Annotated in this window: 28 protein-coding genes; 14 read left to right on the top strand and 14 right to left on the bottom strand. The window is 70.4% G+C overall.

The window, feature by feature from the left end; translation table 11 throughout:
- Positions 1-2 precede the first annotated feature (2 nt).
- Both A4X17_RS03165 and A4X17_RS03160 read left to right on the top strand, forming a co-directional pair.
- Entirely contained in the window at positions 3-1,661 is a 1,659-nt protein-coding gene (locus tag A4X17_RS03165) for a sensor histidine kinase (RefSeq protein WP_064294224.1), read from the top strand.
- The gene (locus tag A4X17_RS03160) at positions 1,658-2,365 is read left to right on the top strand and encodes a response regulator (RefSeq protein ID WP_064294223.1); all 708 of its coding nucleotides are present in this window, start codon (positions 1,658-1,660) and stop codon (positions 2,363-2,365) included. The genes A4X17_RS03165 and A4X17_RS03160 overlap by 4 nt, the downstream gene beginning before the upstream one ends.
- Before the next feature lie 94 nt (positions 2,366-2,459).
- Here the strand turns inward: A4X17_RS03160 and A4X17_RS03155 are convergent, their stop codons facing one another.
- The 3 genes from A4X17_RS03155 to A4X17_RS03145 are packed head-to-tail and all read right to left on the bottom strand — an operon-like array spanning position 2,460 to position 4,776.
- Entirely contained in the window at positions 2,460-4,112 is a 1,653-nt protein-coding gene (locus A4X17_RS03155) for a hypothetical protein (RefSeq protein ID WP_064294222.1), read from the bottom strand.
- Positions 4,109-4,504: a hypothetical protein gene (locus tag A4X17_RS03150; RefSeq protein ID WP_064294221.1), complete on the bottom strand. Its 396-nt coding sequence runs from the start codon at positions 4,502-4,504 to the stop codon at positions 4,109-4,111. Before A4X17_RS03150 ends, A4X17_RS03155 begins: the two co-directional genes overlap by 4 nt.
- Positions 4,501-4,776, bottom strand: coding sequence for a hypothetical protein (locus A4X17_RS03145; RefSeq protein WP_064294220.1), 276 nt, complete (start codon positions 4,774-4,776; stop codon positions 4,501-4,503). The genes A4X17_RS03150 and A4X17_RS03145 overlap by 4 nt, the downstream gene beginning before the upstream one ends.
- Positions 4,777-4,981: 205 nt before the next feature.
- Here A4X17_RS03145 and A4X17_RS03140 point away from each other — a divergent pair, with 205 nt between their 5' ends.
- The 3 genes from A4X17_RS03140 (at position 4,982) to A4X17_RS03130 (ending at position 7,250) form a co-directional block, all read left to right on the top strand.
- On the top strand, positions 4,982-5,596 hold the full coding sequence (locus A4X17_RS03140) for a hypothetical protein (RefSeq protein ID WP_064294219.1): 615 nt from the start codon (positions 4,982-4,984) through the stop codon (positions 5,594-5,596).
- 170 nt (positions 5,597-5,766) lie between these two features.
- Entirely contained in the window at positions 5,767-6,624 is an 858-nt protein-coding gene (locus A4X17_RS03135; protein ID WP_064294218.1) for a DUF4097 family beta strand repeat-containing protein, read from the top strand.
- Positions 6,621-7,250, top strand: coding sequence for a PadR family transcriptional regulator (locus tag A4X17_RS03130; protein ID WP_064294217.1), 630 nt, complete (start codon positions 6,621-6,623; stop codon positions 7,248-7,250). The genes A4X17_RS03135 and A4X17_RS03130 overlap by 4 nt, the downstream gene beginning before the upstream one ends.
- A gap of 87 nt (positions 7,251-7,337) precedes the next feature.
- On the opposite strand, the gene A4X17_RS03125 is transcribed toward A4X17_RS03130, so the two are convergent.
- Positions 7,338-7,844, bottom strand: coding sequence for a septum formation family protein (locus A4X17_RS03125; protein ID WP_231884279.1), 507 nt, complete (start codon positions 7,842-7,844; stop codon positions 7,338-7,340).
- A gap of 261 nt (positions 7,845-8,105) precedes the next feature.
- On the opposite strand from A4X17_RS03125, the gene A4X17_RS03120 reads away from it, so the two are divergent.
- Together A4X17_RS03120 and A4X17_RS03115 are read left to right on the top strand one after the other, a co-directional pair.
- A complete protein-coding gene (locus A4X17_RS03120; RefSeq protein ID WP_085511822.1) occupies positions 8,106-10,109 on the top strand; it encodes an APC family permease in 2,004 nt (667 codons plus the stop codon).
- A gap of 59 nt (positions 10,110-10,168) precedes the next feature.
- On the top strand, positions 10,169-10,459 hold the full coding sequence (locus tag A4X17_RS03115) for a hypothetical protein (RefSeq protein WP_064294214.1): 291 nt from the start codon (positions 10,169-10,171) through the stop codon (positions 10,457-10,459).
- Positions 10,460-10,498: 39 nt separating this feature from the next.
- Here A4X17_RS03115 and crcB read toward each other — a convergent pair whose 3' ends face one another.
- The 4 genes from crcB to A4X17_RS03095 are packed head-to-tail and all read right to left on the bottom strand — an operon-like array spanning position 10,499 to position 12,420.
- Entirely contained in the window at positions 10,499-10,879 is a 381-nt protein-coding gene (gene crcB, locus A4X17_RS03110; protein ID WP_064294213.1) for a fluoride efflux transporter CrcB, read from the bottom strand.
- On the bottom strand, positions 10,876-11,310 hold the full coding sequence (locus A4X17_RS03105) for a CrcB family protein (protein WP_369808442.1): 435 nt from the start codon (positions 11,308-11,310) through the stop codon (positions 10,876-10,878). The genes crcB and A4X17_RS03105 overlap by 4 nt, the downstream gene beginning before the upstream one ends.
- The gene (locus A4X17_RS03100; protein ID WP_064294212.1) at positions 11,307-11,831 is read right to left on the bottom strand and encodes a universal stress protein; all 525 of its coding nucleotides are present in this window, start codon (positions 11,829-11,831) and stop codon (positions 11,307-11,309) included. Before A4X17_RS03100 ends, A4X17_RS03105 begins: the two co-directional genes overlap by 4 nt.
- Positions 11,832-11,835: 4 nt before the next feature.
- Positions 11,836-12,420 (bottom strand): HhH-GPD-type base excision DNA repair protein, encoded by a 585-nt coding sequence (locus A4X17_RS03095; RefSeq protein ID WP_064294211.1) that lies wholly within the window; start codon positions 12,418-12,420, stop codon positions 11,836-11,838.
- Between the two features lie 207 nt (positions 12,421-12,627).
- Between A4X17_RS03095 and A4X17_RS03090 the strand changes: the two genes are divergently transcribed.
- Both A4X17_RS03090 and A4X17_RS03085 read left to right on the top strand, forming a co-directional pair.
- Positions 12,628-12,843 (top strand): DUF3073 domain-containing protein, encoded by a 216-nt coding sequence (locus tag A4X17_RS03090; protein WP_064294210.1) that lies wholly within the window; start codon positions 12,628-12,630, stop codon positions 12,841-12,843.
- Positions 12,844-12,975: 132 nt separating this feature from the next.
- Positions 12,976-14,163, top strand: coding sequence for a 2TM domain-containing protein (locus tag A4X17_RS03085; RefSeq protein ID WP_064294209.1), 1,188 nt, complete (start codon positions 12,976-12,978; stop codon positions 14,161-14,163).
- A gap of 69 nt (positions 14,164-14,232) precedes the next feature.
- On the opposite strand, the gene purF is transcribed toward A4X17_RS03085, so the two are convergent.
- The 3 genes from purF to A4X17_RS19395 form a co-directional block, all read right to left on the bottom strand.
- Positions 14,233-15,690 carry an amidophosphoribosyltransferase gene (gene purF, locus A4X17_RS03080; protein WP_064294208.1) on the bottom strand — a complete coding sequence of 486 codons (1,458 nt, stop codon included), beginning with the start codon at positions 15,688-15,690 and terminating at the stop codon, positions 14,233-14,235.
- Positions 15,691-15,762: 72 nt separating this feature from the next.
- A complete protein-coding gene (gene purM / locus A4X17_RS03075; RefSeq protein WP_064294207.1) occupies positions 15,763-16,875 on the bottom strand; it encodes a phosphoribosylformylglycinamidine cyclo-ligase in 1,113 nt (370 codons plus the stop codon).
- Positions 16,872-17,351, bottom strand: coding sequence for a DUF2273 domain-containing protein (locus tag A4X17_RS19395; protein WP_064294206.1), 480 nt, complete (start codon positions 17,349-17,351; stop codon positions 16,872-16,874). Before A4X17_RS19395 ends, purM begins: the two co-directional genes overlap by 4 nt.
- 84 nt (positions 17,352-17,435) lie before the next feature.
- Here A4X17_RS19395 and zapE point away from each other — a divergent pair, with 84 nt between their 5' ends.
- On the top strand, positions 17,436-18,581 hold the full coding sequence (zapE, locus tag A4X17_RS03065; protein WP_197479005.1) for a cell division protein ZapE: 1,146 nt from the start codon (positions 17,436-17,438) through the stop codon (positions 18,579-18,581).
- A gap of 7 nt (positions 18,582-18,588) precedes the next feature.
- Here the strand turns inward: zapE and A4X17_RS03060 are convergent, their stop codons facing one another.
- Complete coding sequence (locus tag A4X17_RS03060) at positions 18,589-19,593, bottom strand: NAD-dependent epimerase/dehydratase family protein (protein ID WP_064294204.1); 1,005 nt, start codon at positions 19,591-19,593, stop codon at positions 18,589-18,591.
- Positions 19,594-19,669: 76 nt separating this feature from the next.
- The gene (locus tag A4X17_RS03055) at positions 19,670-20,035 is read right to left on the bottom strand and encodes a sterol carrier family protein (protein WP_064294203.1); all 366 of its coding nucleotides are present in this window, start codon (positions 20,033-20,035) and stop codon (positions 19,670-19,672) included.
- 38 nt (positions 20,036-20,073) lie between these two features.
- Between A4X17_RS03055 and purD the strand changes: the two genes are divergently transcribed.
- The 4 genes from purD to A4X17_RS03035 are packed head-to-tail and all read left to right on the top strand — an operon-like array spanning position 20,074 to position 23,236.
- Positions 20,074-21,339: a phosphoribosylamine--glycine ligase gene (purD, locus tag A4X17_RS03050; protein WP_064294202.1), complete on the top strand. Its 1,266-nt coding sequence runs from the start codon at positions 20,074-20,076 to the stop codon at positions 21,337-21,339.
- Positions 21,340-21,350: 11 nt separating this feature from the next.
- Positions 21,351-22,229 (top strand): alpha/beta fold hydrolase, encoded by an 879-nt coding sequence (locus A4X17_RS03045; RefSeq protein WP_064294201.1) that lies wholly within the window; start codon positions 21,351-21,353, stop codon positions 22,227-22,229.
- 57 nt (positions 22,230-22,286) lie between these two features.
- Positions 22,287-22,736 carry an MSMEG_6728 family protein gene (locus A4X17_RS03040; protein ID WP_064294200.1) on the top strand — a complete coding sequence of 150 codons (450 nt, stop codon included), beginning with the start codon at positions 22,287-22,289 and terminating at the stop codon, positions 22,734-22,736.
- Positions 22,737-22,753: 17 nt separating this feature from the next.
- The gene (locus A4X17_RS03035; protein ID WP_167620433.1) at positions 22,754-23,236 is read left to right on the top strand and encodes a 2'-5' RNA ligase family protein; all 483 of its coding nucleotides are present in this window, start codon (positions 22,754-22,756) and stop codon (positions 23,234-23,236) included.
- A gap of 29 nt (positions 23,237-23,265) precedes the next feature.
- Here the strand turns inward: A4X17_RS03035 and A4X17_RS03030 are convergent, their stop codons facing one another.
- On the bottom strand, positions 23,266-24,840 hold the full coding sequence (locus A4X17_RS03030) for a DHA2 family efflux MFS transporter permease subunit (RefSeq protein WP_064294198.1): 1,575 nt from the start codon (positions 24,838-24,840) through the stop codon (positions 23,266-23,268).
- Between the last annotated feature and the right edge of the window lie 45 nt (positions 24,841-24,885).

The following is a 24,885-nucleotide window of genomic DNA, read 5'->3' as shown; positions in this document are numbered from 1 at the left end:
CGATGGCCGGTCGGTCCAGGAGCATCGCCTCGCGGCTCTTCCTCGTGCAGCTCGTCGCGGTCGTCGCGATGACGCTCGTCGCCGGCGTCCTGCTCTGGTTCCAGGCCCGCACCGAGACCGAGGACCGCGCGGTCGCGAAGTGCCTCGACGTCGCGAACGGCGTCGCGGACAACCCCTACGTCGTCGCACAAGTCGGCTCGGATCACCCGTCGGACGCGCTCCAGCCCTACGCCGAGGCACTCATGCGCGACACCGGTGTCGACTTCGTGACGATCATGGCTCCGGATCGCACGCGGTACACGCACCGCGAGCGCGACCAGATCGGCAAGCCGTTCATCGGCACGATCGGACCGGCGCTCGAGGGACGGACCTTCACCGAGACGTACACGGGCACGCTCGGCCCCTCGGTCCGCGCCGTCGCACCCATCCGTGACGACGCCGGCGAGGTCGTCGCCCTCGTCGCCGCGGGGGTCACGGTCAGCAACGTGTCCGAGACCTTCGAGACCCGGGTGCCGTGGTTGCTCGGGACGGCCCTGCTCGTGCTCGTCATCGGCGCGATCGGCTCCTGGACGCTCCGCCGCTACCTCGCACGGGTCACCGGTTCGCGCGGACCGGAGGACCTCGCCAGGATGTTCGACTACTACGAATCGGTGCTCCACTCCGTACGCGAGGGGCTCGTCCTCGTGGACCGACACCGCCGTCTCGTGCTCGTCAACGACCAGGCGGCCGAACTGCTGGGGCTGCCCTTCGGCGAGCGTTCCCCGGGAGCGGTACCGGTCGACGAGCTGCCGATCGACGCGGGGCTGCGGGAGCTCCTCGCGAGCGGACGCCAGGCCGTCGACGAGATCCACCTCACGCGCGACCACGTGCTCGTCGTGAACCAGGAGTCGGCGGTCGGTCCGGGCGAGACGGCGGGACCGCACCCGCGTGGGTGGGTGATGACGCTGCGCGACCACACCGAGATCGAACACCTGAGCGGCGAGCTGGCCTCGATGCGGACGATGAGTGACGCCCTGCGCTCGCAGACCCACGAGTTCGCGAACCGGCTGCACACGATCGTCTCGCTCATCGAGCTCGACCGGCGGGAGGAGGCGCTCGACCTCGCGGCGCAGGGACTCGGAGCGAGTCAGCGGTTGACCGACCGCGTGCTCGCGGCGGAGCAGGAGCCGGTGATCTCGGCACTGCTGCTCGGCAAGACGGCGCAGGCGGCCGAGCAGGGGGTCGAGCTGCACCTCGAGAGCGACCCGGCGCTCGGTCGCGTGCGCGTCGACCCGGCCGTGATCGTCACCATCCTCGGCAACCTCATCGACAACGCGATCGACGCGGCGTCCGGCGATCGCCCCTGGGTGGAGGTCTACCTCGGGCAGGGGCTGCCGGACGCGCTCGGCGCCGGGCGGTCCGCCGACGCCGAGACGACGGAGCTCGTGATCCAGGTGACCGACAGCGGACCGGGCCTGCCCCCGGAGGCGCTCGACCTCGCGTTCGTGCGCGGCTGGTCGACGAAGGAGCCCGGCCGCTACGGCCGGGGGTTCGGTCTCGCGTTGGTCCAGCAGGCCGTGACACGGCTCGGCGGCACGATCGAGGTCGTCCGCGAGCCGTCCTCGGCGTTCGTCGTGACGCTGCCGGCCGCGGTCGGGGTCCGGGACGAGGCAGGCACATGAGCGAGCGCATCCGGGTCCTGGTCGTCGAGGACGAACCGATCGCCCAGCAGGCCCATGCGTCCTACCTGCGCCGCGTCGAGGGCTTCGAACTCGCCGCCGTGGCGGGCGATGCGGCCACCGCCATGCAGGCGCTGCGGGCAGCTGCGGCCCACCGCTCCCCCGACGACCGGATCGACCTCGTCCTGCTCGACCTCAACCTGCCGGACGCGCACGGTCTCGAGCTCTGCCGACGCATCCGGACGGCGGGTATCGACGTCGACGTCATCGCCATCACCGCGGCCCGTGATCTCCGGATCGTCCGAGCGGCGGTCTCGGCGGGCATCGTCCAATACCTCATCAAGCCGTTCGCGTTCCCCGCGTTCGCCGACAAGCTGGAGGCGTACCGCTCCTTCCGGCGCACGATGTCGGCGGAGGGCTCGGTGGCGAGCCAGCACGAGGTGGACCTCACCCTCGCCACGCTGCGAGCGCCGTCCTCCCGTCCGCAGTTGGCGAAGGGCCTCTCGGAGGACACCCTCCGCCTGGTCTCGGACCTCCTCCGGCAGGCAGCCGGACCGCTCTCCGCGAGCGAGGCGGCAGCCGCCGGGTCCCTGTCGCGGGTGACGGCCAGGCGCTACCTCGAGTACCTCGCCGAGACGGGCGCCGTCGAGCGGTCGCCGCGCTACGGCACCCCGGGGCGCCCGGAGCTCGAGTACCGCTGGCGCTGAGCGGACGTCTGGCTCCACCCGGTCGCGCACCCCGGCCCCTGAGCCGCACCCGCTCCCCGAGCCACCCCACCCGGTCCCTGAGCTTGTCGAAGGGTCAGCTCGGGTTCACGACGGCGTAGATCTGGTTCCAGTTCGCGAAGCCCGTGACCGGCTCATCCGAGCCGTTCAGCATGATGTCCTCGTCCACCGAGTTCGTCTCGCCGGTCGACGGGTCGTAGATCTCGTAGTCGCCGTCGTGGAAGCCGATGATGAGCACATAGTGCTGCGGGATGGTGTTGTCGCCGGGGCCGACGAGCAGCGGGACGGGGGTCCCGTCGTTCGCGGCGACCGCCGCCTCGGTGAGCGCCGCCCCTCTGCCGGAGTCGCCACCCAGGAGGTTGGTCCAGTCGATGTGGTAGTCGGTGCCGGTGCGGTCGGCTTCGTCGACCGCGCCGCCGGGTGCCGTACCCGCGACGTTCGGGTAATCGACCGGGCCGGGGAACAGGTCGTTCGCGCGGTCCTGGACGGCCTGCTGCAGGAACGTCATCCGATCCTCGGTGTCCAGACCGGCCGCGTCGGCCAGGTCGAGTCCCCGGAGGTAGTCGGGCACATGTCCGTCGAGGAGCTCGCCGGTCCGCAGCCAGTACGCGAGGAACGGATCGGACTGGGCGGCCAGGGTGATGAGCGTCGTCGATCCGCAGGTCTTGTTGTTGTACTGGTCGAAGGTCTCGCCGTTCACCGTGGCGTCCCCGTTGTCGCCGACGCCGAGGTTCGTGAGTTCGTCGATCATGCGCTGACGTTCGCCGGCCGGAGCGTTCTTGATCGCGTCGGCGAGGGCGAGCACGGAGGAACTGCCGGCGCCGGTGGCGATCGCGCTCATGAGGAGGGCGCTGACGGCGGGATCGCCGGACTCCTCCATCGCCGCGAGGATGCGTTCGCGTTCGTCGTCGCTCATCGCGTTCCAGTTCTGGACGTAGTTCGCCCATTCCGTCTCGGAGAGGACCGAACCGTCCGGGTCGCCGTTCGGGAACTGCGTCCGCGAGACGAGGACGTCCAGCCGTGTCTGACCCACGGGCACCTCGACGCCCGCGAGCACGGCGTGGCCCTCGGAGTCCGACAGTGCCCGCTGCAGCGCCTCACCGGCCGCCCATGCGTCGTCGTAGGCGTCGTGGCAGACGGACACGCCGTCGAGGATCTGGCCGGCCCCGCGGATGAGGTCCGAGAGCACACCGGCGACCTCTCCGGCTCCGGTGATCGGGTTGGTCATCGCCCATGGGTTCACGGAGATGTTCCCGATGGTCCGCTGACCGTCGCGGATGGTGTCCGCACCCGGATGGTGAGCGCTGCGGGCCGCGGTGATGGCGTCCGCGTAGTCGCGCAGACCGGTGGCCCCGGTCCGGAGCCCCTCGATCTCGCTGCCGACGAGGGTGTCGACGGAGGCCAGGACGTGTGCCGCGCTCGCGCCGGTCACCCCGACCAAGGCGTCCGGCAGGCTCGACGCCGTGACGGTGGAGAGCGTGGTCTGGATGGTCTCGGCGGCGAGCGCCGCGTGCTCGTACTGCTCCGCGAGCCCGTCGATGGTGGCCGGATCACCCGGCGGTGGGGTGTCCGCGAACGTGGAGGATCTGGGGATGAGCCCGACCGCGCGATCGACGAACGATCCGATCGAGGTGATGAAGCTCATCGGGTCGCCGCTCAGCGAACCGATGAAGGTGGCGAGCACGTCGATCTCGGCTGAACTCTTGGTGCGCAGTTCGGAGAGGTTCACGAGCGGTCTCCGACCCCGGCGGTGCGCGTGGTCATGGCGAGTCCGGAGAGGAGCTGCCGGACGACGGTCTGCAATCGGGCGACCGCGCGCAGTTCGGCGGCGGTCTCAGCGCTGCCGACACCTCGACGACGCGCGTCGAGGAGGGCGTCGAGCAGGACGACCCCCGCCTGCTCGTCCGTCAGCATGCCGGCACCGAGGTCGATCACGGCGTCGAGACCGGCCGTGCGGACCACGCTCGCGACCTGTTCGGTGACGCCGGCGGGGACACCGGCCCCGCGGAGTTCCGCGGCGAGCGACGCGACCCGTGCGCCGGTCGCGGCCCGCTCGGACGCGTCACGGCGATCGGACGGGACCACCGTGGGTGGCGGAGCCTGCGGCGTCGGCGCGGTCATGAGGCGTCCTCGGCGAGGGCCGCGTCCGTGCCGGCCATGGTGTCCGCGACGTGCTGCATCCACCGTGCGAAGTCGTCGAGCGTCTTGCCCGCCTCCGTCATCTCGGTCCGCCACGTCAGTTCGAAGGCGGCGGCGTTCGCGGCCACCTGCTCGTCGAGGAACGACGTGTCGAGGCACGTGGAGAACATCCCCGTCGCGCTCGTGGCCGCCCCACCCACCGTCTGGACGACCGCCGTCAGGCCCGCGTCGTCCACCTGCATCGTGCCACTCATGGGTCCCCGCTCTCCGGTGCTGTTCGCGCTTGCCGGTCGATCCCGGTGAGGCGCCTGATCCGATGGTTCCACCCTGTCCCCGCCGGCTCCGGAAGACGATGGGCAGCACTCCCCATCACCCGTCGGGCGTCGGACGTGGCGCACGCCGGGGTGTCAGTTACGGTGAGGGTGACGCGTCCGCTCGGGCGCCGCGGAGGGAACCGTCATGCAGCAGATCCATCGTCGCCTTGCGACCGTGTCGCTGACGATCCTCGTCGCCGCGCTCGCTTGTACGGGATGCGGTCTGTCGTCGACACCCGTCGTGGCGGACGAGACCGACGACGCCCGGCTCGCCGCGCTGGCCGATGATCCGCTCTTCACGGACGGCAGCGTCAGCGGGCCGCAGGTTCCGGACACCTCCGCCAATGTCAGCGTGCAACGCGGGGCGATCACGGTCGATGGCCTCTGGCCGTCGGACGTGACCGCGGAACCAGGACCGAGCGGGCCCGCTTGGCCTGCCGCCACCGCCATGTTGGTCCAGCTGCGCGAAGCCGGCTGGCGGCCGGTGGCCGTCTCCTGCGAGCTGGATCGGTCGTCGGGCTTGGAGGGAGCGACGGTGTTCGCCACGAAGGAGTTCGGCGACTTCACCGCTGCGCTCGAGGCCGTGGTGAGGCCCCCGTCCTCGAAGCTCGTCGGCTATGTGCCCTTCCATGCCGAGGCCGACGACCCGTGGTCGGCGCACTCGGAGGTCCCCGCCGGATCGAGTTGCCTCGACGGCAGTGGGCCGCCGGTCGACGAGGGGTCCGTCCCCGACGACCTGGCCATCGCTCCCTGGTACTGAGCGGCGGCCGGTCCGGCCGGACGTGTGGGGCCGCGACCGAGCGGCCGCCGATCCCAGGGTCGACTCAGGGTGATCCCGGAGGTTCCGGGGGTTGCCATGCGCCGAGACGCGATATATCGTGAACTTCAGTTCAACGCGATATATCGCGATCACTCGGAAGGAAGCGCACCATGGCACAGGAGAAGTGGATCATCGCTCCCGGCGAGAGCCGCATCATCGACCTCGAACTCGTGAGACGGCTCAAGGTCGGCCTCATCGGCGGCCAGGTCGACATCATCGGACACGACGAGCCCGGCGCACGCATCGAGGTGGGGGCCGTCACCGGCAAGGACCTCAAGATCACCATCGACGGCGACGTCGCCGAGATCGACCACCCGCAGTTGCGGTGGGACAACTTCCTCGAAGTGTTCTCGAACTTCGGCGCCAACCGCGCCACGGCCCAGGTGAGTGTCCTCGTCCCCCGCGACATCGCTCTGACGTTCGGCGTCGTGAGCGCCAGCGGACTGGTCGCAGGCCTCACCGCGGACGCCAAGCTCAACACGGTGTCCGGCGACCTCGTGGCCGACCGGATGACCGGACGACTCGACCTCAACTCCGTGAGCGGCGAGCTCACGGTCCAGAACCACACGGGTCGCATCCAGGCGCACACGGTCTCGGGCGACGTCACCGTCTCCGGCGACATCACGCGCGCCTCGATCGACGGCGTCTCCTCCGACCTACTCCTCGACATCCACGGTGCGTGCGAGCAGCTCGACCTGAACACCGTGAGCGGCGCGATCACGGTCCGTCTCGACGAGGAACTCGCCGCACGCTACACGGCGAACTCGGTCGGCGGCCGCCTGGCGATCGACGGCGTCGTCCTCAAGGGACTGCGCGGTGGCGGGTACAACTCGCACACGGGCGCCCTCTCCGGACAGTTCGCCGAGGTGCGCATGAACACCGTCGGCGGCGCGGTGACCGTCCTCCGCCGCCCGGCTGGCGAGCCGGCGGGCGCGGCCACCACCGCAGGGAGCGAGGCAGGCGCATGAGCCCCGTCTTCGCCCACGGCAGCCTGCGGCTGTACCTCCTGAGCCTGCTCGACGAGTCGCCGAAGCACGGCTACGAACTCATCCAGGCGCTCACCGACCGGAGCGGTGGCACCTACAGCCCGAGCGCCGGCACCATCTACCCGCGCCTCGCGAAGCTCGAGGAGGAGGGACTCGTCACGAAGACGAGTGACGGCCGGAAGACCGTCTACGAGATCACCGAGGCGGGCCGGGCCGAGCTCGCGGCACGGGCGGGTGAGCTCGACGGCATCGAGGACCAGCTCACCGATTCCGTCCGCCGTATCGCCGACGAGGTCCGCAGCGGGGTCACGGCGGCCATGAAGAGCCTCCGGGCCGATCTCGCCTCCGCCGCGCGCGAGGCGAAGCAGTCCGCGAAGCCCGGTCCGAGCTGGACGTCGACCGCCGAGGAGAGCGCCGATCAGAAGGTGCAGGGTCGCTTGGCGCTCCACGAGACCGACGTGTCGATCAACGAGTTCCGACAGGCGGTCCGAGCCGAACTCCGCGAGCACGTCGCCCGTGGGGGCGCGCTGGACGATGACACCGTGTCAGCCCTGCGTGCCGACCTCGTCGCCGTCCGCGACCGCCTGCGGGAGCGCTTGCAGGGCTGATCGCCCCGCCACGCGAGCCGAGACACGGAACCGCCCGACCCCTTGCTGGAGTCGGGCGGTTCCGTCGGCGCAGCGCGCGCGGTCGAGCTACCGTGCGGCCCCGGCCAGCGAGCCCGTGGTCGCCTCGGAGTCGTAGATCACGCAGGTGACGAGCCGGTCGTCCACCCCGTTCCAGCTGGCCTCGGTCGGCGTGTAGTAGTTGAACTCGAGGTTGGAGTCCTCGTAGACGATCCCGACGAACGCCTGGAACTGCGCGTAACAACCATCGTCGGCCTGCTGCGTGACGGCCTCCTCGCCGGGCCACTCGTCGCCGACCAGCGTGACCTCGCCGTACACCTCGTACTGGTGGGGCTCGGAACAGGGCACGGTCGGCACCTCCGTGACCTCGTCGGACGACGACTCGTCGTTCAGGCAGTCGCCGACCGACAGGGTGAAGACGTCCGTCGTACCTCCACCGACGATCTCGCCGGACTGCGCGTCCCGGGTCTCGGCGGGTTTCGGGAGGATGCCCTCCACGACACTGCACCCGGAGAGCGTCAGGGTCGCGGCGAGGGCGGCGAGGGCGAGCGGGAGGAGACGACGGCGAGCGGTCACGATGAGGGTCCTTGAGGTGGGTGGTCGATCACGAGCGACTGTCCGGGCTCACAGCCAGGCAACAGCCGTCGCTCAGAATATTGGTCGACCATCCTGGTCCGCCACTCCCCCGGTCGATGAACACTGCGTCACGGTCGGGTGACGATGCCTGTCCATCCAGCTCATCCCCGCTTGACTCCGGTTCCCGAAGGAGTAATATCGCCGCTCGTGACAACTGAGGGTCGAGAGCCCGGGACAGAACCACGATCGGCAAAACGCTGGTTGATCGGGGACCCGCTGCCGACCGAGAACCTGGAGGGCCAGCTCCTCCCCAAACGGCTCGCACTGCCGATCTTCGCGAGCGACGCGCTGTCGAGTGTGGCGTACGCACCGCAGGAACTCCTCATGATCCTGACGCTCGGCGGGCTCGCCTTCCTGAGCTTCGCGCCGTGGGTCGCCGCGTGCGTCGTGATCCTCCTCGTCGTGGTCGTCGCGAGCTACCGGCAGCTCATCAAGGCGTACCCGTCGGGCGGTGGCGACTACGAGGTCGCCCACCGGAACCTCGGCGAGAAGGCCGGCCTCGTGGTCGCCTCCGCCCTCCTCGTCGACTACGTCCTCACGGTCGCCGTCTCGGTGGCCTCGGGCGTCGACAACATCATCTCCGCGATCCCCGGGCTCAACCCGTGGCGCGTCGAGCTGGCCGTCGGATTCGTCCTCGTCCTCATGGCCGTCAACCTGCGCGGTGTCCGGGAGTCGAGCAAGGCCTTCGCGATCCCCACCTACTTCTTCATCGCGAGCGTGCTCGTCATGATCGTCGCAGGACTCGCCCGCACCTTCATGGGCGACGCCCCGGTCGCTTCGAGCGCCGAGTTCACCGTGCAGGGTGAGAGCCTCACCCAGGCGGCGTTCATCCTGCTCCTCCTGCGCGCCTTCTCCTCCGGTTGCTCGGCACTCACCGGTGTCGAAGCGGTCTCGAACGGTGTGCCCGCGTTCCGCCGCCCGCAGATCAAGAACGCCCAGAAGACGCTGGTCCTCATGGGCGGCACCGCGATCGTGCTGTTCGTCGGCCTCACCGCACTCGCCCTCATCTCCCGCGTGCACTACGCCGAGAACGCCTGTCACCTCGAGGGGTTCGCGGACTGCGCGACGACGCCGCAGCCGAGCCTCATGGCACAAGTCGCGACCGCGGTCTTCGGCGCGAACAGCATCCCGTTCTTCCTCATCCAGGCGGCGACCGCGTGCGTCCTGCTCCTCGCAGCCAACACGGCCTTCAACGGCTTCCCGCTGCTCGGTGCCGTCCTCGCGCGCGACTCCTACGCCCCCAAGTCGCTCAACACCCGCGGCGACCGCCTCGTGTTCTCGAACGGCATGATCATCCTGGGTCTCGCTGCATGCGCGATCCTCGTGGTCTACCAGGCGAACCTCACCCAGCTCATCCAGCTGTACATCATCGGGGTGTTCGTGTCGTTCACGCTCGGCCAGACGGGCATGGTGAAGCACTGGCTGCGGATGCTCCGGGAGGGCTGCGACAACCGCGGCTCCGTCTACCGCGGACTCGCGATCAACGCGTTCGGCGCCCTGCTCACCGCGAGCGTCCTCATCGTCGTCACGATCACGAAGTTCACCCACGGCGCCTGGCTCGTCTTCGTGCTCATGCCGATCCTCTTCGTCCTCATGCTCGGCGTGAACCGCTACTACCGCGACGTGGAGAAGGAGGTCGAGGTCGACCCGACCACGACCTTCGGCGCGACCGGCGACCACGCGATCGTCCTCGTCGGCAAGATGCAGAAGCCGATCCTCAAGGCGCTGGACTACGCGATCGCCGCCAAGCACGACAGCCTCGAAGCGGTCCACATGTCGATCGATCCGGAGGCCACGAAGCTGCTTGAGCAGCAGTGGATCGAACAGAACATCCACGTGCCGCTCGTCATCCTGGAGTCGCCGTACCGCGAGTTCGCGATGCCGCTCGCGAAGTACATCAAGGCGCACCGTGCTGAGCACGGCGCCGAGGTCGTGACCGTCTACATGCCGCAGTACATCGTCGGGCACTGGTGGGAGAGCCTCCTCCACAACCGGCGGGCGTCGCGGATCCGCAACCAGATCATGCTCGTCCACGGCGTGACCGTCGCCCTCGTGCCGTGGCTGCTCGACTCCTCGGAGCTCATCTACGGACGTCGGTCACGGCCGCTGCCCGGCCAGGAACGACGTGGCGAGATCGTCCGCGTCAAGAAGCCGATCGAGCGGAAGCCGCACATCGACCGCAACACGGGGCAGCCTCGCTCCTGATCGGCCACGCGCTCCGGCGACGGCGTGAGGGGTCGGCCGCAGACTGACAGACTGGGGACATGTTCACCTGGGGTCTCTCGCTGCTGTTCCTCGCGGCCGTCTTCGGGACGCTGTCGATGGTCCGCCTCATCGCCGCGAACCCCGACTCGCCGCTGCCGATGTGGCAGGGCCGCCCGCAGCGACTCCCGCAGTTCACCATCATCCTGCGCGGCCTGTCGGGCGGACTCGGCGTCTTCGGGGTCTTCCTGCTGTGGTCGGAGATCGGCTTCTGGAGCATCCTGCTGCTCATCGTCGCCCTCGGGATCCCGATCGTGCTGAACCTTAGGCACAACCGCCGCTTCGAGGCGTAGCCGCCGTGTTCGTTCGCCCAGGTCTGGGCGAACGAGCGGTCATGCGACGAGCGAGCCCAGCCAGTAGCCGGCCAGGGCCGCGATGACCGAGGCGACGAGCATGCCGAACGCGTTCACCAGTCCGGCCCGGGAACGTCCGTCGTGGAGCAGCCGGACGGTCTCGATGCTCGCGGTGCTGAACGTCGTGTACCCACCGAGCAGCCCACCTCCGAGGACGAGCCGCCACGCCTCGTCGACGACCCCGCCGAGGGCCAGCGCCGTGACGAGGCCGAGCAGGAGCGACCCGCTGACGTTGATGGCGGTCGTCCCCCAGGGGTACGCGCCGCCCACGCGGGAGCGGATGAGGCCGTCGACGACGAAGCGAGCAGCGGCGCCGACACCGCCGGCCGCCGCGATCGCGAGGAAGAGCCAGGGCGTCACGAGCGGCCACCGCCGATCCGTCGGGCGAGGACGATGCCGCCCCAGCCCGCGAGGACGCCCAGCACGACGCTCCCCACCGCGTACAGCACCCCCACCACAGCGTTCCCCTCGATGAGGAGGACGCTGCTGTCGGCCGCGAGCGCGCTGTACGTCGTGAAACCACCGAGGACGCCGGTACCGAGGAAGAGGCGGAGATCGCGTCGACGGCCGTCGTCGGGTCCGCGTCGGAGGAGCGACTCGAGGAGGAGGCCGAGCAGGAAGGCGCCGACGACGTTGATGCCGAGGATGGCCACGGGGACACCGCCGATGGGCGGGACCGCGAGGGAGATCGCCTCGCGGGCGCCCGTCCCGATCGCGCCACCGAGCGCGACCATCGCGATCGTGGCGGGTCGGAGGTGCGGAGCCCGTGTCCCCGTCGGAGCGGCCGTCACCGCAGGTCGCCGGCGGCGGCGTCCCACAGCGGTTCGTCGGTGGCGCTCGGCGCGAGCGGGACCACGACCACCGGACGCGCCTGCCGATGGGCCAGCGTCGCGGCGACGGAACCGTTGAAGAACTCGAGGATCCCCTTGCGGAGGCCGCGCTCCCGGGTCCCGACGATGATCGCCCGCGCGGACACCGAATCGGCGAGTCGACCGAGGGCGCGAGCCGGGTCGCCGGCGAGCTGGGTCAGTTCCCAGGCGACGCCGGTGTCGTCGAGGAGGCGATGCGCCGTCGCCTCCAGGTCGGGATCGACGGGCTCCGGATCGAAGTCGTGCAGATCGGCGTCGAACGGGAGTGAGGTGACGGTGCCGTCGACGTTCTCGACCACGACGAACCGGCTCGCGTCGACGTGGGCGAGGACGAGCCGGCAGGCGAAGGCCTGCGCGAACGACGCCGCTTCGACGAGCACGGTGTCGGGTTGCCCCGGCGTGACACCGACCACGATCGCGGCCGAGCGTTGCGCTTCGCTCATGTCCTCACTCCCCTTTCGCGCGCTTCGCGGCGGCCTTGGCCGCCTGCTTCGCCGCCCGCACCTGCGCGAGCGACTCCGGGTCGACGATGTCGGCGACGGACCGGAGGCTGCCGTCCTCGCCGTAGGGCGCCGACGCTTCCCGCCAGTCGGCCGCGTCGAGCCCGTACTGCTTGCCGAGCAGCGCGAGGAAGATCTTCGCCTTCTGCTCACCGAACCCCGGCAGGGCGAGCAGGCGCTTCAGGATCTCCGGGCCGTCGGGCGCGTCGCGCGTCCAGATCGCCTCAGCGTCACCGTCCCAATCGTCGACGATCGCGGCGCAGAGCCCCTGCACCCGGCCGGCCATGGAACCCGGGAACCGGTGCACGGCGGGACTCGTCTTGAAGAGCGAGGCGAACGCCTCGGGTTCTTCCCGCGCGATGGTGGCCGCGTCGAAGGAACCGAGGCGGTCGCTGATCTTCAGCGGGCCGGCGAACGCGGTCTCCATCGGCACCTGCTGATCGAGCAGCATGCCGACGAGCAGGGCGAGCGGGTCGGTCGACAACAGGCGGTCGGCGTCCGCATCTCCGGTGATGTGCAGGGTTCCGGTCATGGGTCCATCGTCCCACCACTCGGCGTGCTGGCCCAGCCCCGTTCCGTCGCGGTGTCGGCACCGGTGCGCGCCGGACCGTCCCCGTACGAGCGCCCCGTCCACGGGCGGCATGGTAAGCTCAACGCTAGTCTTTATCGTTCCCTGGTAGGCGAAAGCCCCGGACGCCCCGCAAGCGCGGCCGGTCAGAAAATCATGAGGGGGTCTCGCATGGGTCGTGGCCGTCAAAAGGCAAAGCACACGAAGATCGCTCGTGAGCTCAAGTCGTTCAGCCCGGACGTGAACTACAACGCGCTCGAGCGCGAGCTCACGGGGCACTCCGTCGACCACCCGGGCACGGGCGTCGACGAGAGCTACGACGACGAGATCGCCAAGTGGGCTGAGTACGCCGAGAAGTACGCCGACGGTGAGGCGAAGGGCGCGTAGGCGCGTCCTTCCCACCGTTCCGGCGCGTCTGCATCAGCGGTTTGCCATCGCTCCGGCACGTCTCGGCCGGGTGATCTCCCAGACGAATGTCGGCAAATGGAGTTCTCACTGGGCGGAGACTAGCCTGGACGGATGAACACCGACGAACTCCGCGTTGCCGCCAAGAAGCGCCTGAAGGCGCAGCACGATTTCAAGCAGTTTCTCGCCGTCTGGGGTGCGGTCTCCGTCCTCCTGATCGTCATCTGGCTCCTCACCGGCGCCTGGGGGTACTTCTGGCCGATCTGGCCGATCTTCGTGATGGGCATCGCCCTGGTCTTCGTCGGACTCGACGCCTACGGTCCGTCCAAGCACATCACCGAGGACGCCATCGACGCCGAGGTCGCGCGCCTCGTGAACCAGCAGCAGCAGCGCGCTGCCGCTCGCGAGGCCGCCTCGCAGCCGAACCCCACGCAGGCACCGTACGCCGGTCAGAGCGGTTACGAGCAGCACCCCTACCAGGCGGGCCAGACCGGCCAGGCGCCGGTGTACGACCCCGCACAGTACGGACAGACCACCGCTTACGACACCTCGCAGTATGCCGGTGGCCAGACGGGCGGATACGGCACGACGCAGACCCAGCAGGGCTCCCAGGCGACGCAGCAGTACGGCGCCTACCAGGCACCGTCGACCGAGGCTCCGACCGCTGAGGCTCCGGCCGCGGAGCCCACCTCGGACTGGGTGCGCGCCGCCGAGCCCACCCCGACCGAGCAGTTCGCCGCGGTCTTCTCCGGCACCGACCGCGCGCCCGAGGCCGCCGCCGCAGCGAACACCTCCGCCGAACCGGCCGAGTCGATCGTCCTGGAGTCGACGTCCACCGGCGACGCGGAGACCGTCGCAGCCGCCGCCGACGAGACCGAGGCGCGCCTCGCGAGCGACGAGACCGGAGCCGCAGACACGACCGGACGCGACGAGACCGTGTCGGCCACCGCACCGGCCGCGGCCGTGAGCGCGCCACGCACCTCGACCAGCCGGTCGACGACGACGCGTTCGACGAAGGCTCGGAAGCCCGCCGCGAAGACGACCACGGCGACGGCCGCGGGGAGCACCGTCCGCAAGACGAGTTCGACGCGCGCCACCACCGGTTCGACGACGCCCAAGGCGGCAGCGGCCAAGACCACGACGCCGAAGACCGCAGCCGCGAAGGCACCGACGACGAAGACGACGGGCGCCGCAGCGAAGACGGCCACCGCGAAGGCACCGGCGAAGCCGCGCACGACGAAGCCGAAGGCGGCCCCCGCAGCCACGCCGGCGCCGCTCGAGCAGCCCGGTGCGCCGGAGTAGCAGTCGGTTCCTGAACGACGAAGCGCGCGATCCCCTCGGGGCTCGCGCGCTTCGTCGTTCAGGCAGGGCTCAGGAGAGCTGCGAGCGCTCCACCCACTCGAGATACTCCTCGGAGACCGTACCGGTGACGTACTCGCCGGTGAAGCAGCTCATCTCGAGGTCGCTGATGCCGGAGCCCTCGAGGATGGCGGCCTTCATGTCGGCGACCTCCTGGTAGATGAGGTTGTCAGCGCCCAACTCACGCGCGATGTCGGGGATCTTCTTACCGTGTGCGACGAGCTCCTGGCGGGACGGCATGTTGATGCCGTACACGTGGGGGTAGCGGACCGGCGGTGCGGCGGAGGTGAAGGTCACCTTGTTGGCACCGGCGAGACGCGCCATGTCGACGATCTCCTTCGACGTCGTCCCGCGGACGATCGAGTCGTCGACGATGAGGATGTTCTTGCCCTTGAACTCGGAGCCCATCGCGTTGAGCTTCTGACGGACGCTCTTCTTGCGCTGCGCCTGGCCCGGCATGATGAAGGTGCGCCCCACGTACCGGTTCTTGTAGAAGCCCTCGCGGTATTCGATGCCGAGCTTCTGCGCGACCTGCATGGCCGCTGGACGGGAGGAGTCCGGAATCGGCATGACGACGTCGATGTCGCCCATCGGCGTGTACTCGGCGATGGTGTCGGCGAGCCTGTTGCCGAGACGCAGCCGGGCCTCGTAGACCGAGATGCCGTTCATGACGGAGTCGGGGCGCGCGAGGTAGACGTACTCGAAGGAGCACGGCACGAGCCGCGGGTTCTTCGCGCACTGCCGCGAGTACAGCTCACCCGACGCGGTGATGAAGACGGCCTCTCCCGGGGCGATCTCACGGACGATCTCGTAGCCGCCGGCTTCGAGGACGAGCGACTCCGAGGCGACCACCCAGTCGTTGCCGACCATGCCCGTCTGGCGCTTGCCGAGGATGAGCGGGCGGATACCGAACGGGTCGCGGAAGGCGAGCAGGCCGTGACCGGCGATGAGGGCGATCGTCGCGTAGGAGCCCTCGACCCGCTCGTGCACGTTCTCGACGGCGTTGAACACCTGGTCGGGATCGAGGTCGAGGCCGCTGATCTGACCCTGCAGCTCCGTCGCGAGGACGTTGAGCAGCAGCTCGGTGTCGCTCGTGGAGTTCACGTGACGACGGTCGACGTGGAACAGGTCCTTGCTGAGCTCGCGCGTGTTCGTGAGGTTGCCGTTGTGGATGAGCGTGATGCCGTAGGGCGCGTTCACGTAGAACGGCTGCGCCTCGCTCTCGTTGGCGGCGTCGCCCTTCGTCGCGTAGCGCACGTGGCCGAGGCCCATGTTGCCGAGGAGCGAGCGCATGTCGCGGGTGCGGAAGGCTTCACGCACCTGGCCCTTGGCCTTGACCATGTGGAAGGTGCTGCCGTCGGCGGTCGCGATGCCGGTGGAGTCCTGACCGCGGTGCTGGAGGAGCAGGAGGCTGTCGTAGACCTGCTGGTTGGCAGGCTCGGTTGAGACGATGCCGACGATGCCGCACATGCGTGGGGACTCCTTGGGGTTCGTGCTGGGCGAGTGGCGGAACGGAGGAAGGTGGGCCGGAGAGCGGTGGGACTAGTCGCGGTAGGCGCCGACGAGGCGGACGGCGCCGCCGTCGACCCCCTTGGCACCCTGTTCGAACGCGCTGAGGTCTGCGGCGTCGTCGCCGAGGTGCACGGTGCCGACCTGCCAGGTCGCGATCCCGTCGGCCTCGAGGGCGGCCGTGACGCCGTCGGCGACCGCCGGCGAGACGACGGCGAAGAACCCGACGCCCAGGTTCCAGGTGCCCTCGCTCGACTCGAGCGAGGATCCGGCCAGCTCGCTCAGGGTGCGGAACACCGGTGACGGGCTCCAGGTGGAGCGGTCGACCTCGGCCCAGGACCCCTTGGGCAGGACGCGCGCGAGGTTGGCGGCGATCCCGCCGCCGGTGACGTGGCTGAGCGAGTGGACGCCACCCGCGAAGGCCGGGGCGTCGAGCAGCCGCAGGAGGGGCAGGGTGTAGAGCCGCGTCGGCTCGAGGAGGGCCTCGCCGAACGTCGTGCCGAGCTCGTCGCTGTGGTCGGCGTAGCCGACGCCCGCCTGGGCGAGGATGTGCCGCACGAGGGAGAAGCCGTTCGAGTGCAGGCCCGAGGAGGCGAGTGCGAGGACGACGTCGCCGTCCTCGACGCGGTGCTCACCGAGGACGGCGTCCGCCTCGACCGCACCGGTGCAGGCGCCGGCGACGTCGTAGTCGTCGACCCCGAGGAGTCCGGGGTGCTCCGCGGTCTCGCCGCCGATGAGCGCCGTCCCGGTGTCGGAGCAGGCCCGGGCGATGCCCGCGACGATGGAGGCGATGCGCTCCGGGTGGACCTTGCCGCAGGCGATGTAGTCGGTCATGAAGAGCGGCTTCGCACCGACCACGACGATGTCGTCGACGACCATGCCGACGAGGTCCTGGCCGATGGTGTCGTGCTTGTCGATGGCCTGGGCGATCGCGACCTTCGTGCCGACGCCGTCGGTCGACGTCGCCAGCAGGGGCCGACGGAAGGCCGTGAGGGCCGAGGCGTCGAACAGGCCGGCGAACCCGCCGAAGCCGCCGAAGACCTCCGGGCCGTGCGTCTTCGCGACGGCGGCCTTCATGAGCTCGACGGCGCGGTCACCGGCCGCCGTGTCGACACCGGCCTCCCGGTAGCTGGTGGATGAGGTCATGACCGTCCTGAACCTTCTGCGATGGGTGGATTCCGGGGGCCGGACTCACCTGGCTCGGCACTGACGGAACCGGTCGGTTCCGCGTCGGCCGCGGGGGTCCCGGCTGGATGCACGTCAACTCTATCCGCTGCGACGATCCGCGTCCGTCGCGCCATGGAGCGGTCGATGAGGAGACCGACGACGAGGGCGATCGCGCCGAAGACCACGACGCACACGAGCAGGAGGAAGCCGAACACCTGGGTGAGCGAGTAGTCGGCGCTCCCCGGGAACGCGAAGGTGAGGATGAGTGCGGCGATGACACCGACGAAGGCACCGATGACGAGGAACCGCCAGTAGCGGGGTGACCGGCGCACCGAGACCGAACCGGAGGAGTACACGGTCGCGACCTCGGTGTCGGGCTCGGTCGAGGGCGTCGGACCGGTCGGTTCGGATGGGTGCTGAGCTTCCGGTGCTGGCTGCCCGGTGGCGTCTGTCATGCCTCCATTCTCCCCCACGATCCTGGGCATCGTGAACCGATGGTGAACGGCCGCGGTCGACGAGCAGACGGGTACGATCGAGCGGTGGACACGACGGGGACCGAGACGACCGATCCCGCTCCGATCCCTCCGGGCGACGCCCTGCTCTCGGCGGTCGAGTCCGCCGCCGCCGCCGCCGGGTTCACGCTCGAGCCGGAGCAGCTGGAGGTGGCGAGGCGCCTGGCATCGCTCCGGATCGCCGACGATCGACCCGCACACCTGTACCTGTGGGGTGCGGCCGGGCGGGGCAAGACCTGGCTCCTCGACGCGTTCTTCGCAGCGCTCCCGACGCAGCGGCGGCGTCGCGTCCACTTCCACTCCTTCTTCCGCGGGCTGCACGCCGCGATCCACCGGGTCCGCGCGGAGGCCGCCGACGCGGCCCGCGCGACGGGCGAGCCGGGCGCCGCGTCCCGGGCGGCGGCGGGAGCGGTGACGAACGCGGTCGAGCAAGCCGTCGACGAGCTGCTCGCCGACGTGGACGTCGTGCTCTTCGACGAGTTCCACGTGCACGATCCCGGCGACGGCACCCTCATGATCCGGCTGCTCGAAGCCCTCTTCGCCCGACAGGTGACCCTGTTGACGAGCTCGAACTTCCGGCCGCAGGACCTCCTGCCGGACCCGGCGTACCATCACGTCTTCGAGCCCGGCATCGCCCTGATCGAGGCGAACATGCAGGTGCTCGAACTCGCCGGCTCGACCGACCACCGTCGCAGCTCCCCGGTCAGACACCGCGACGGCTTCGCCCGTGGCAGCTGGTCCATCGCCGGCGAGGCCGCGGACGCCCGCCTCGCGACCGTCGGCCTCCACCGACCGGGGCCGGGCGAGGCGACGACGTTGACGATCAGTGGCCACACGTTCCACGCGGCCGCCGCGCGCGACGGCCGCGTGTGGTTCGCCAGCGCCGAACTCATCGAACGTCCGACCTCCGTGGGCGACTACCTCGCCTGGGCGGCGGACTACGACCGGTGGGTCCTCGACGGCCTGCCCGCGTCCCATGCCCTCACCCGGGAGGCGCGCGCCCGGTTCGTCCTGCTCATCGACGCCCTGTGCGATCTCGGCGTCGAACTCCACGTCGTGGCCGCCACCGACCGGGAGACCTTTATGACCGACCCCGCCCTCGGGCCGGGCGGCTTCGCCCGCGACGCGGTCAGGACGCGCAGTCGGCTCGCCCTGCTCCGCGAGGTCCGCTGACAGCCGCTCAGCTCCCGGCGAGCACGGCCCGCTCAAGGGCGCGGTCCAGTCCGATGACGGGGCGGTCCGGACGCTGCGGCGCCACACCGCCGAGGGCCTGCAGCCAACCCCAGGTGTCGGCGACGGTCTCGGCGAGCGGACGACGACGGAGACCCGCCGCGATCGCACGCGAGACGTCTCCGTGATGCATCGCGTCCGCGTGGGGTCCGGTCGGAAGCCATACGGGGAGCTGGGTCCAGGGTTGGATCCCGGCCGCGAGCACCCGCTCCTGATCCACCCAGCGGAGGGTCGCGCCTGACCCGGTTGCGGCGATACAGGCGTCGAGCAGATCGCCCAGCGTGGCCGCCCGCGGCTCGCTCACGACGTTGAACGCACCACTCGCGCCCGTCGAACCGGCCGTGAGGAGGAAGGCCGCGAGATCCCGCGCATCGATGTACTGGATGGGGTCGGAGGCGTCGCCGGGGGCGAGCACCTCACCGCCCTCGGCGATCCGCGCCAGCCACCAGGGCAGTCGGCCGATGTTCTCGTGCGGGCCGAGGATGAGGCCCGCTCGCGCCAAGACCGCTCGGTCACCGAACGCCTGCACGGCGGCCAGCTCACCGCCGCGCTTGGCACGGGCGTAGTCCGCGAAGCCCTCGTCGTGCGCCGATCCGTCGACGACCGGCGCGTCCTCCGAAGCTCCGGGGGGAAGCGGGTCGGCGTAGACGGAACGGCTCGAGACGTAGACGTAGCTCCCGACCCGGTCGGCCAGCAGCGCGGCCGCGTCGCGGACGGCGACCGGAGCCCATGACCAGGTGTCGACGGCGACGTCCCACGACCCGACCCGGAGCGCGTCGAGTCCGCCGGGCAGCGTCCGGTCGCCGTGCAGCACGCTGACGAAGTCCGACGGGGAGGACCGGTTCGTGCCGCGATGGAAGACGGTGACCTCCCAGCCGGCGGCGACGGCCTCGTCGACGACCGCTCGCCCGACGAACTCCGTCCCGCCCAGGACCAACAGCCGTTTCGTGCTCATGCCTCCATCACAGCGCACGAGGCGGTGATGCACCACCCCGGTTCGCTCCCGGCAGCACGCGGAATCCCGCCGAACGTCAGCGCGGCAGCAGCAGTGGCACGAGGCCCGTGAGGTCCGCGCGTTGGCCGGACGCGTGCACCGTGCCGCCGGCCATCGCCGTGGTCCAGTCGATGCGGCCTGAGGCGAGGGCGAGCCAGGTCGGCGCATCCATCTCGATGACGTTCGGCGGCGTGCCTCGGGTGTGGCGGGGGCCCTCGATGCACTGCACCGCGCCGAACGGCGGCACCCGCACCTCGACGGTGTTGCCGGGTGCCCGCTCGACGAGGAGCTCCAACAGGTAGCGGACCGCGGTCGCCGTGTCCGTGCGCGATGCCGGTGCGTCCCCGAGTGCCTGCTCCAGGGCAGCGCGACCGACGGCGTCCGTGATCCTGGGTCTGGCCATGCATTCGAGGCTAGGCCATTGCGCCTTAAGCTAGACGGGTGAAGATCCTCGTCCTCGGTTCCGGTGCTCGCGAGCACGCCATCATCAAGGCTCTCCTCTCCGAAGAGGCCGGGCACCACATCATCGCCGCCCCCGGCAACGCGGGCATCGCGGGCGACGTGACCGTGGTCGGCATCGACCAGGAGAACCCCTCGATCGTGCGCGACTTCGCCCGCGACGAAGCGGTCGACCTCGTCGTCATCGGGCCCGAGGCCCCGCTCGTCGCCGGCGTGGCCGACAAGCTGCGCGCCGCCGGCATCCCGGTCTTCGGCCCCAATCGCTCGGCGGCCGCGCTCGAGGGCTCGAAGTCCTTCGCGAAGCGGATCATGGACGAAGCCGGCGTGCCCACCGGTCGCGCGGTCCGCGCCGAGGACCTCGACGCAGCGATCGCCGCGCTCGACGACTTCGGTGCCCCGTACGTCGTCAAGGCCGACGGCCTCGCGGCGGGCAAGGGCGTCCTCGTCACCCACGACCGCGACGCGGCCATCCAGCACGCCACCAACTGGCTGGGCTACGGCGGCGTCCTCGTCGAGGAGTTCCTCGACGGCCAGGAGGTCTCCCTCTTCTTCATCACCGACGGCGAGACGGTGCTCCCGCTCTCCCCCGCGCAGGACTACAAGCGACTGCTCGACGGCGACGCCGGCCCGAACACCGGCGGGATGGGCGCCTACTCCCCGCTGCCCTGGCTCGACAACCGCTTCGGGAGCGAGACGGCCTTCGTCGACGAGGTCCTGGAGACCGTCGCCGTCCCCGTCGTACGGCAGCTGGCGTCGGAGGGCAACCCGTTCCAGGGGCTCCTCTACGCCGGGCTCATCCTCACGGAACGCGGAATCCGCGTGATCGAGTTCAACGCACGTTTCGGCGACCCGGAGACGCAGGTCGTCCTCCCCCGGCTCGTCACCCCGCTGTCGGCGCTCCTGCTCGGCTCGGCCACCGGCACGCTCGACCAGCAGCCACGGCCCGCGTTCGCCGAGGCGAGCGCGGTGACCGTGGTGCTCGCGAGCCAGAACTACCCCGAAACGCCTGTCACCGGCCGGAGCATCACCGGCCTCGACGCCGCCGTCGCCGTCGAGGGGGTCCACCTCGTCCACGCGGCCACGGCCGACGTCGACGGTGGCCTGGTCGCCACCGGCGGCCGCGTCCTCAACGTCGTGGCCCTCGGATCCACGTTCCCGGAGGCACGCGGACGTGCGTACGAGGCGCTGTCGCGCATCGAACTCGAGGGCGGTCAGTACCGCACCGACATCGCCGCACGCGTCTCCTGATCGCGGCCCGGATGAGCGCAGCAGCGGGAACCGGGTCGTCGGCCGTCGTCGAGAGTCACGACGGCACCAGGCTGCACGTGGACGTGATCGGCGACGACGCCTTGCCGCCCCTCGTCGTCCTCGCCGGCGGTCCGGCGCGTCACCCGGCCTACCTCGGTGATCTCGCGGGCCTGAGCACCAGGCGTCGCCTCATCCTGCTGCACCAGCGCGGGGTCGGACGGTCCGAGAGCGGGTCGTCGACCGCGGCGGCGAGCTGGCCGGAACTCGCCGAGGACGTCGAGGCCGTGCGTCGCTGGCTGGACGTCGACCGCCTCGAACTCCTCGGGCACTCCGCCGGTACCCGCGTCGCCGTGAGCTACGCAGCGCGCTACCCGCACCGGCTCGACCGCCTGTGCCTCATCACGCCACCCGCCACCTGGCTCGTCGACACGGACGACGACAGCGCGGAGATCATCGCCCGACACGCGGCGGAGGACTGGTATCCCGGCTTCCTCGAGGCGCTGCCCGAACTGCTCGCGGCCCCGGACTCCGCGTCGGGGAACCGCTTGTTCCCGGCGGTGGCGCCCATCGCCTGGGGCGAGTGGGACGACACCGCCCGCGAACACGAGCGCCTGGGCGCCTGGCACCCGGCCGCGCAGGACGCGTTCGTGCACACCCCCACGATCGACGAGGTCGAGGACATCCGCGACGCCCTCCGAACCGTCACGGCACCCGTGCTCGTGGTCGCGGGTTCCGAGGACGGCCTGACGGGACTCGCGCCCGTCGTCGCCCTCGCGCAGCGGTTCCCCCTCGGCCAGGCCATCGTGCTCGACGGGTGCGGACACTACCCCTGGGTGGAGCAGCCGCGATCCTTCGCCGCAGCCGTCTTCCCGTTTTTCCCCGTCGACTGAGGCGGTCCAGGACCGCAAGCCCTGTCGACGGGCGCTGCCGCCGTGTTGACTGGGAGGGTGCAGACGTTCCTCCCCTACCCCGACTTCCTGGCGAGTGCCGAGGTCCTCGACGACAAGCGGTTGGGCAAGCAGCGGGTGGAGACGCTGCAGGTGATGAAGGCGCTCATCGTCCCGGGGTACGGCTGGCAGCATCATCCGGTGACGGCGATGTGGCGAGGGTATCGGCCCGCGCTCATGGACTACCAGGTCGCCACCTGCGCGGTCTGGGTCGGCCGAGGTCACGCCGACACCTGCCTCGAGAAGACCCTGCTGGCACTCGCCGACGCCCCGGACGACTTCGGAGCCTACGAGGCGGACGACTTCGAGCTGCCGCCGTGGCTCGGGCGGGCCGACGTCCATCGCTCCCACCGGTCCAAGCTCCTCGCCAAAGCGCCGGAGCTCTACAGCGGCATCTTCCCCGACGACCCGGCGACGCTCGACTACGTCTGGCCGGTGCCGACCGACTGATGACGGACAGTATCGACGTGACCTTCGACGACGAGCTCGACGCGGCCGTCCGGGCTCGATGGCGTGCCCTGGCCGAGGCCGGCCTGCCGAGCTTGTCCACCCATCAGGGTGCCAGCAACCGTCCGCATGTCACCCTGGCCGCCGGGGCGACGCTGGAGCTGCAGGGACGACCCGACTTCCGACCGTTCCCCGTCCGCCTCGGCGCCCCGCTGTTCTTCCCTCGTCGGTCGGGCGCGGTCCTCGCGCTCGGTGTCGTCCCAGGGGTGGCTCTGCTCGAGCTGCACGACCGGATCGCCGCGCTGGTCCAGGGCGCCTTCGACCACACTCGGCCGGGGTTCTGGACGCCGCACGTCACGCTCTCCCGTCGGCTGACCCGGGAGCAGACGGCCACAGCGCTCGACACCTTGGCTGCGATCGGCCCGTACCCGGACGGACGGGTCCTCGGCCTCCGATTCTGGAACGGCGGCACCAGGACGGTCAGCGACCTCGTCGATCCCTGAGCCGACCCGGTGTCGTCGCTCCGAACGCGTCACTCGGCGGCTGCGCGACTCGCCGCCTCGGCCGCTGCGGTCGCTTGACCGTGCTGGGTCTCCGGGGTCGACCAGGACGCCGCCTTCGGCTTCTGGAAGAACAGCACCACGACGGCGCCCACGAGCGCCAACGCTGCGGGCAGGAGCAGCGACTGGGCCATCGCGGTGGTGAAGCCGGCGTGCAGGAACTCGGGCAGCTCGCCGCCCGTCACCTCGCTCACGCCTCCGGTCGCCCCACCGGGAGCGGCGGGCAGCTCGGCCGCGAGACGTCCCTGGATGAGCGCGGCGATCGCGGCGCTGCCGAGGACGGCTCCGATCTGACGGGTCGTGTTGAACACACCTGAGCCGGCGCCGGCCTGGTGCTGCGGGAGCCCTCGGGTAGTGAGATTGGAGACCGGGCCCCACATGAAGCCGTTGGCGAGACCGAGGACGGCGCTCGGGAGGAGCAGCAAGAGGATCGGCTGCTCCGGCGTGAGCAGGATCGAGTACCAGCCGAGCGCAAGGGCCAGCAGGAGGAGCCCCGCGAGCGCGAACCACTTCGGGTTCACGCGGTCGATCGCCCGCCCGACCACGGGCGCGAGGCCGGCGGAGAGCACGGCCATCGGGACGAGCATGAGCGCGGACTGCGTCGGGGTCAGGCCGCGGACGGTCTGGTAGAAGAAGACGAGCGGCAGCGACATGCTCGTGATCGTGAACCCGATCGTCGAGATCGCGAGGTTGCCGACCGAGAAGTTGCGATCGCGGAACAACGCCAGCGGGAGCAGCGGCTCACCCTTCATGACGGCCTGCCACACGACGAACAGGCCGAGGACGACGACGCCGGCGATGACGAGACTCCACACGGTGATCGGACCGGTGATCGTGCCCCAGTCGTAGCTCTGGCCCTCCTGGATGCCGAACACGAGGAGGAACATCCCGAGTCCGCTGAGGACGACCCCGAGCACGTCGAACCTGTGCGGGTGCGTGGCGAGCGCGGGGACGTTGCGCCAGACCATGATGAAGCCGATGACACCGACGGGCACGTTGATGAAGAAGATCCACTCCCACCCGAAGCCGTCGACGAGCACGCCGCCGAGGATCGGGCCGACGAGCGTCGCGACACCGGCGGTCGCTCCCCAGAGACCCATGGCCGCGCCACGGCGATCCGGCGGGAAGATGCGCGTGATGACGGCCATCGTCTGCGGCGTCATGAGCGCCGCACCGAGACCCTGCACGACGCGGGCGACGATGAGCATCTCGATGGAGCCCGACAGGCCGCACCAGAGCGAGGCGAGGGTGAAGACGACGAGACCGGTGAGGTAGAGGTTCTTCGGGCCGAAGCGGTCGCCGAGACGACCGGTGATGAGCAGCGGCACGGCATAGGCGAGCAGGTAGGCGCTCGTGACCCAGATGACGTTGTTGATGTCGGTGTCGAGGCCGCGCATGATCGCGGGGTTCGCCACGGACACGATGGTCGTGTCGATGAGGATCATGAAGAAGCCGATGACCAAGGACCAGAGCGCCGGCCAAGGGCGCACGGCCCCCTTCGCAGGAGACGGGACGCCGGCGGGCGGCGGCGTGGGGGATGCGGACATGATGTCCCTTTCTGCATGGAGGACGGGTTCGCGTTCGGGACGCGA

Source organism: Plantibacter sp. H53 (assembly GCF_001650455.1).
GTDB classification, from domain to species: Bacteria; Actinomycetota; Actinomycetes; order Actinomycetales; family Microbacteriaceae; genus Plantibacter; species Plantibacter flavus_A.
Note: the sequence above shows the minus strand (reverse complement) of the source record. Positions and strands in the feature narration are given on the sequence as shown.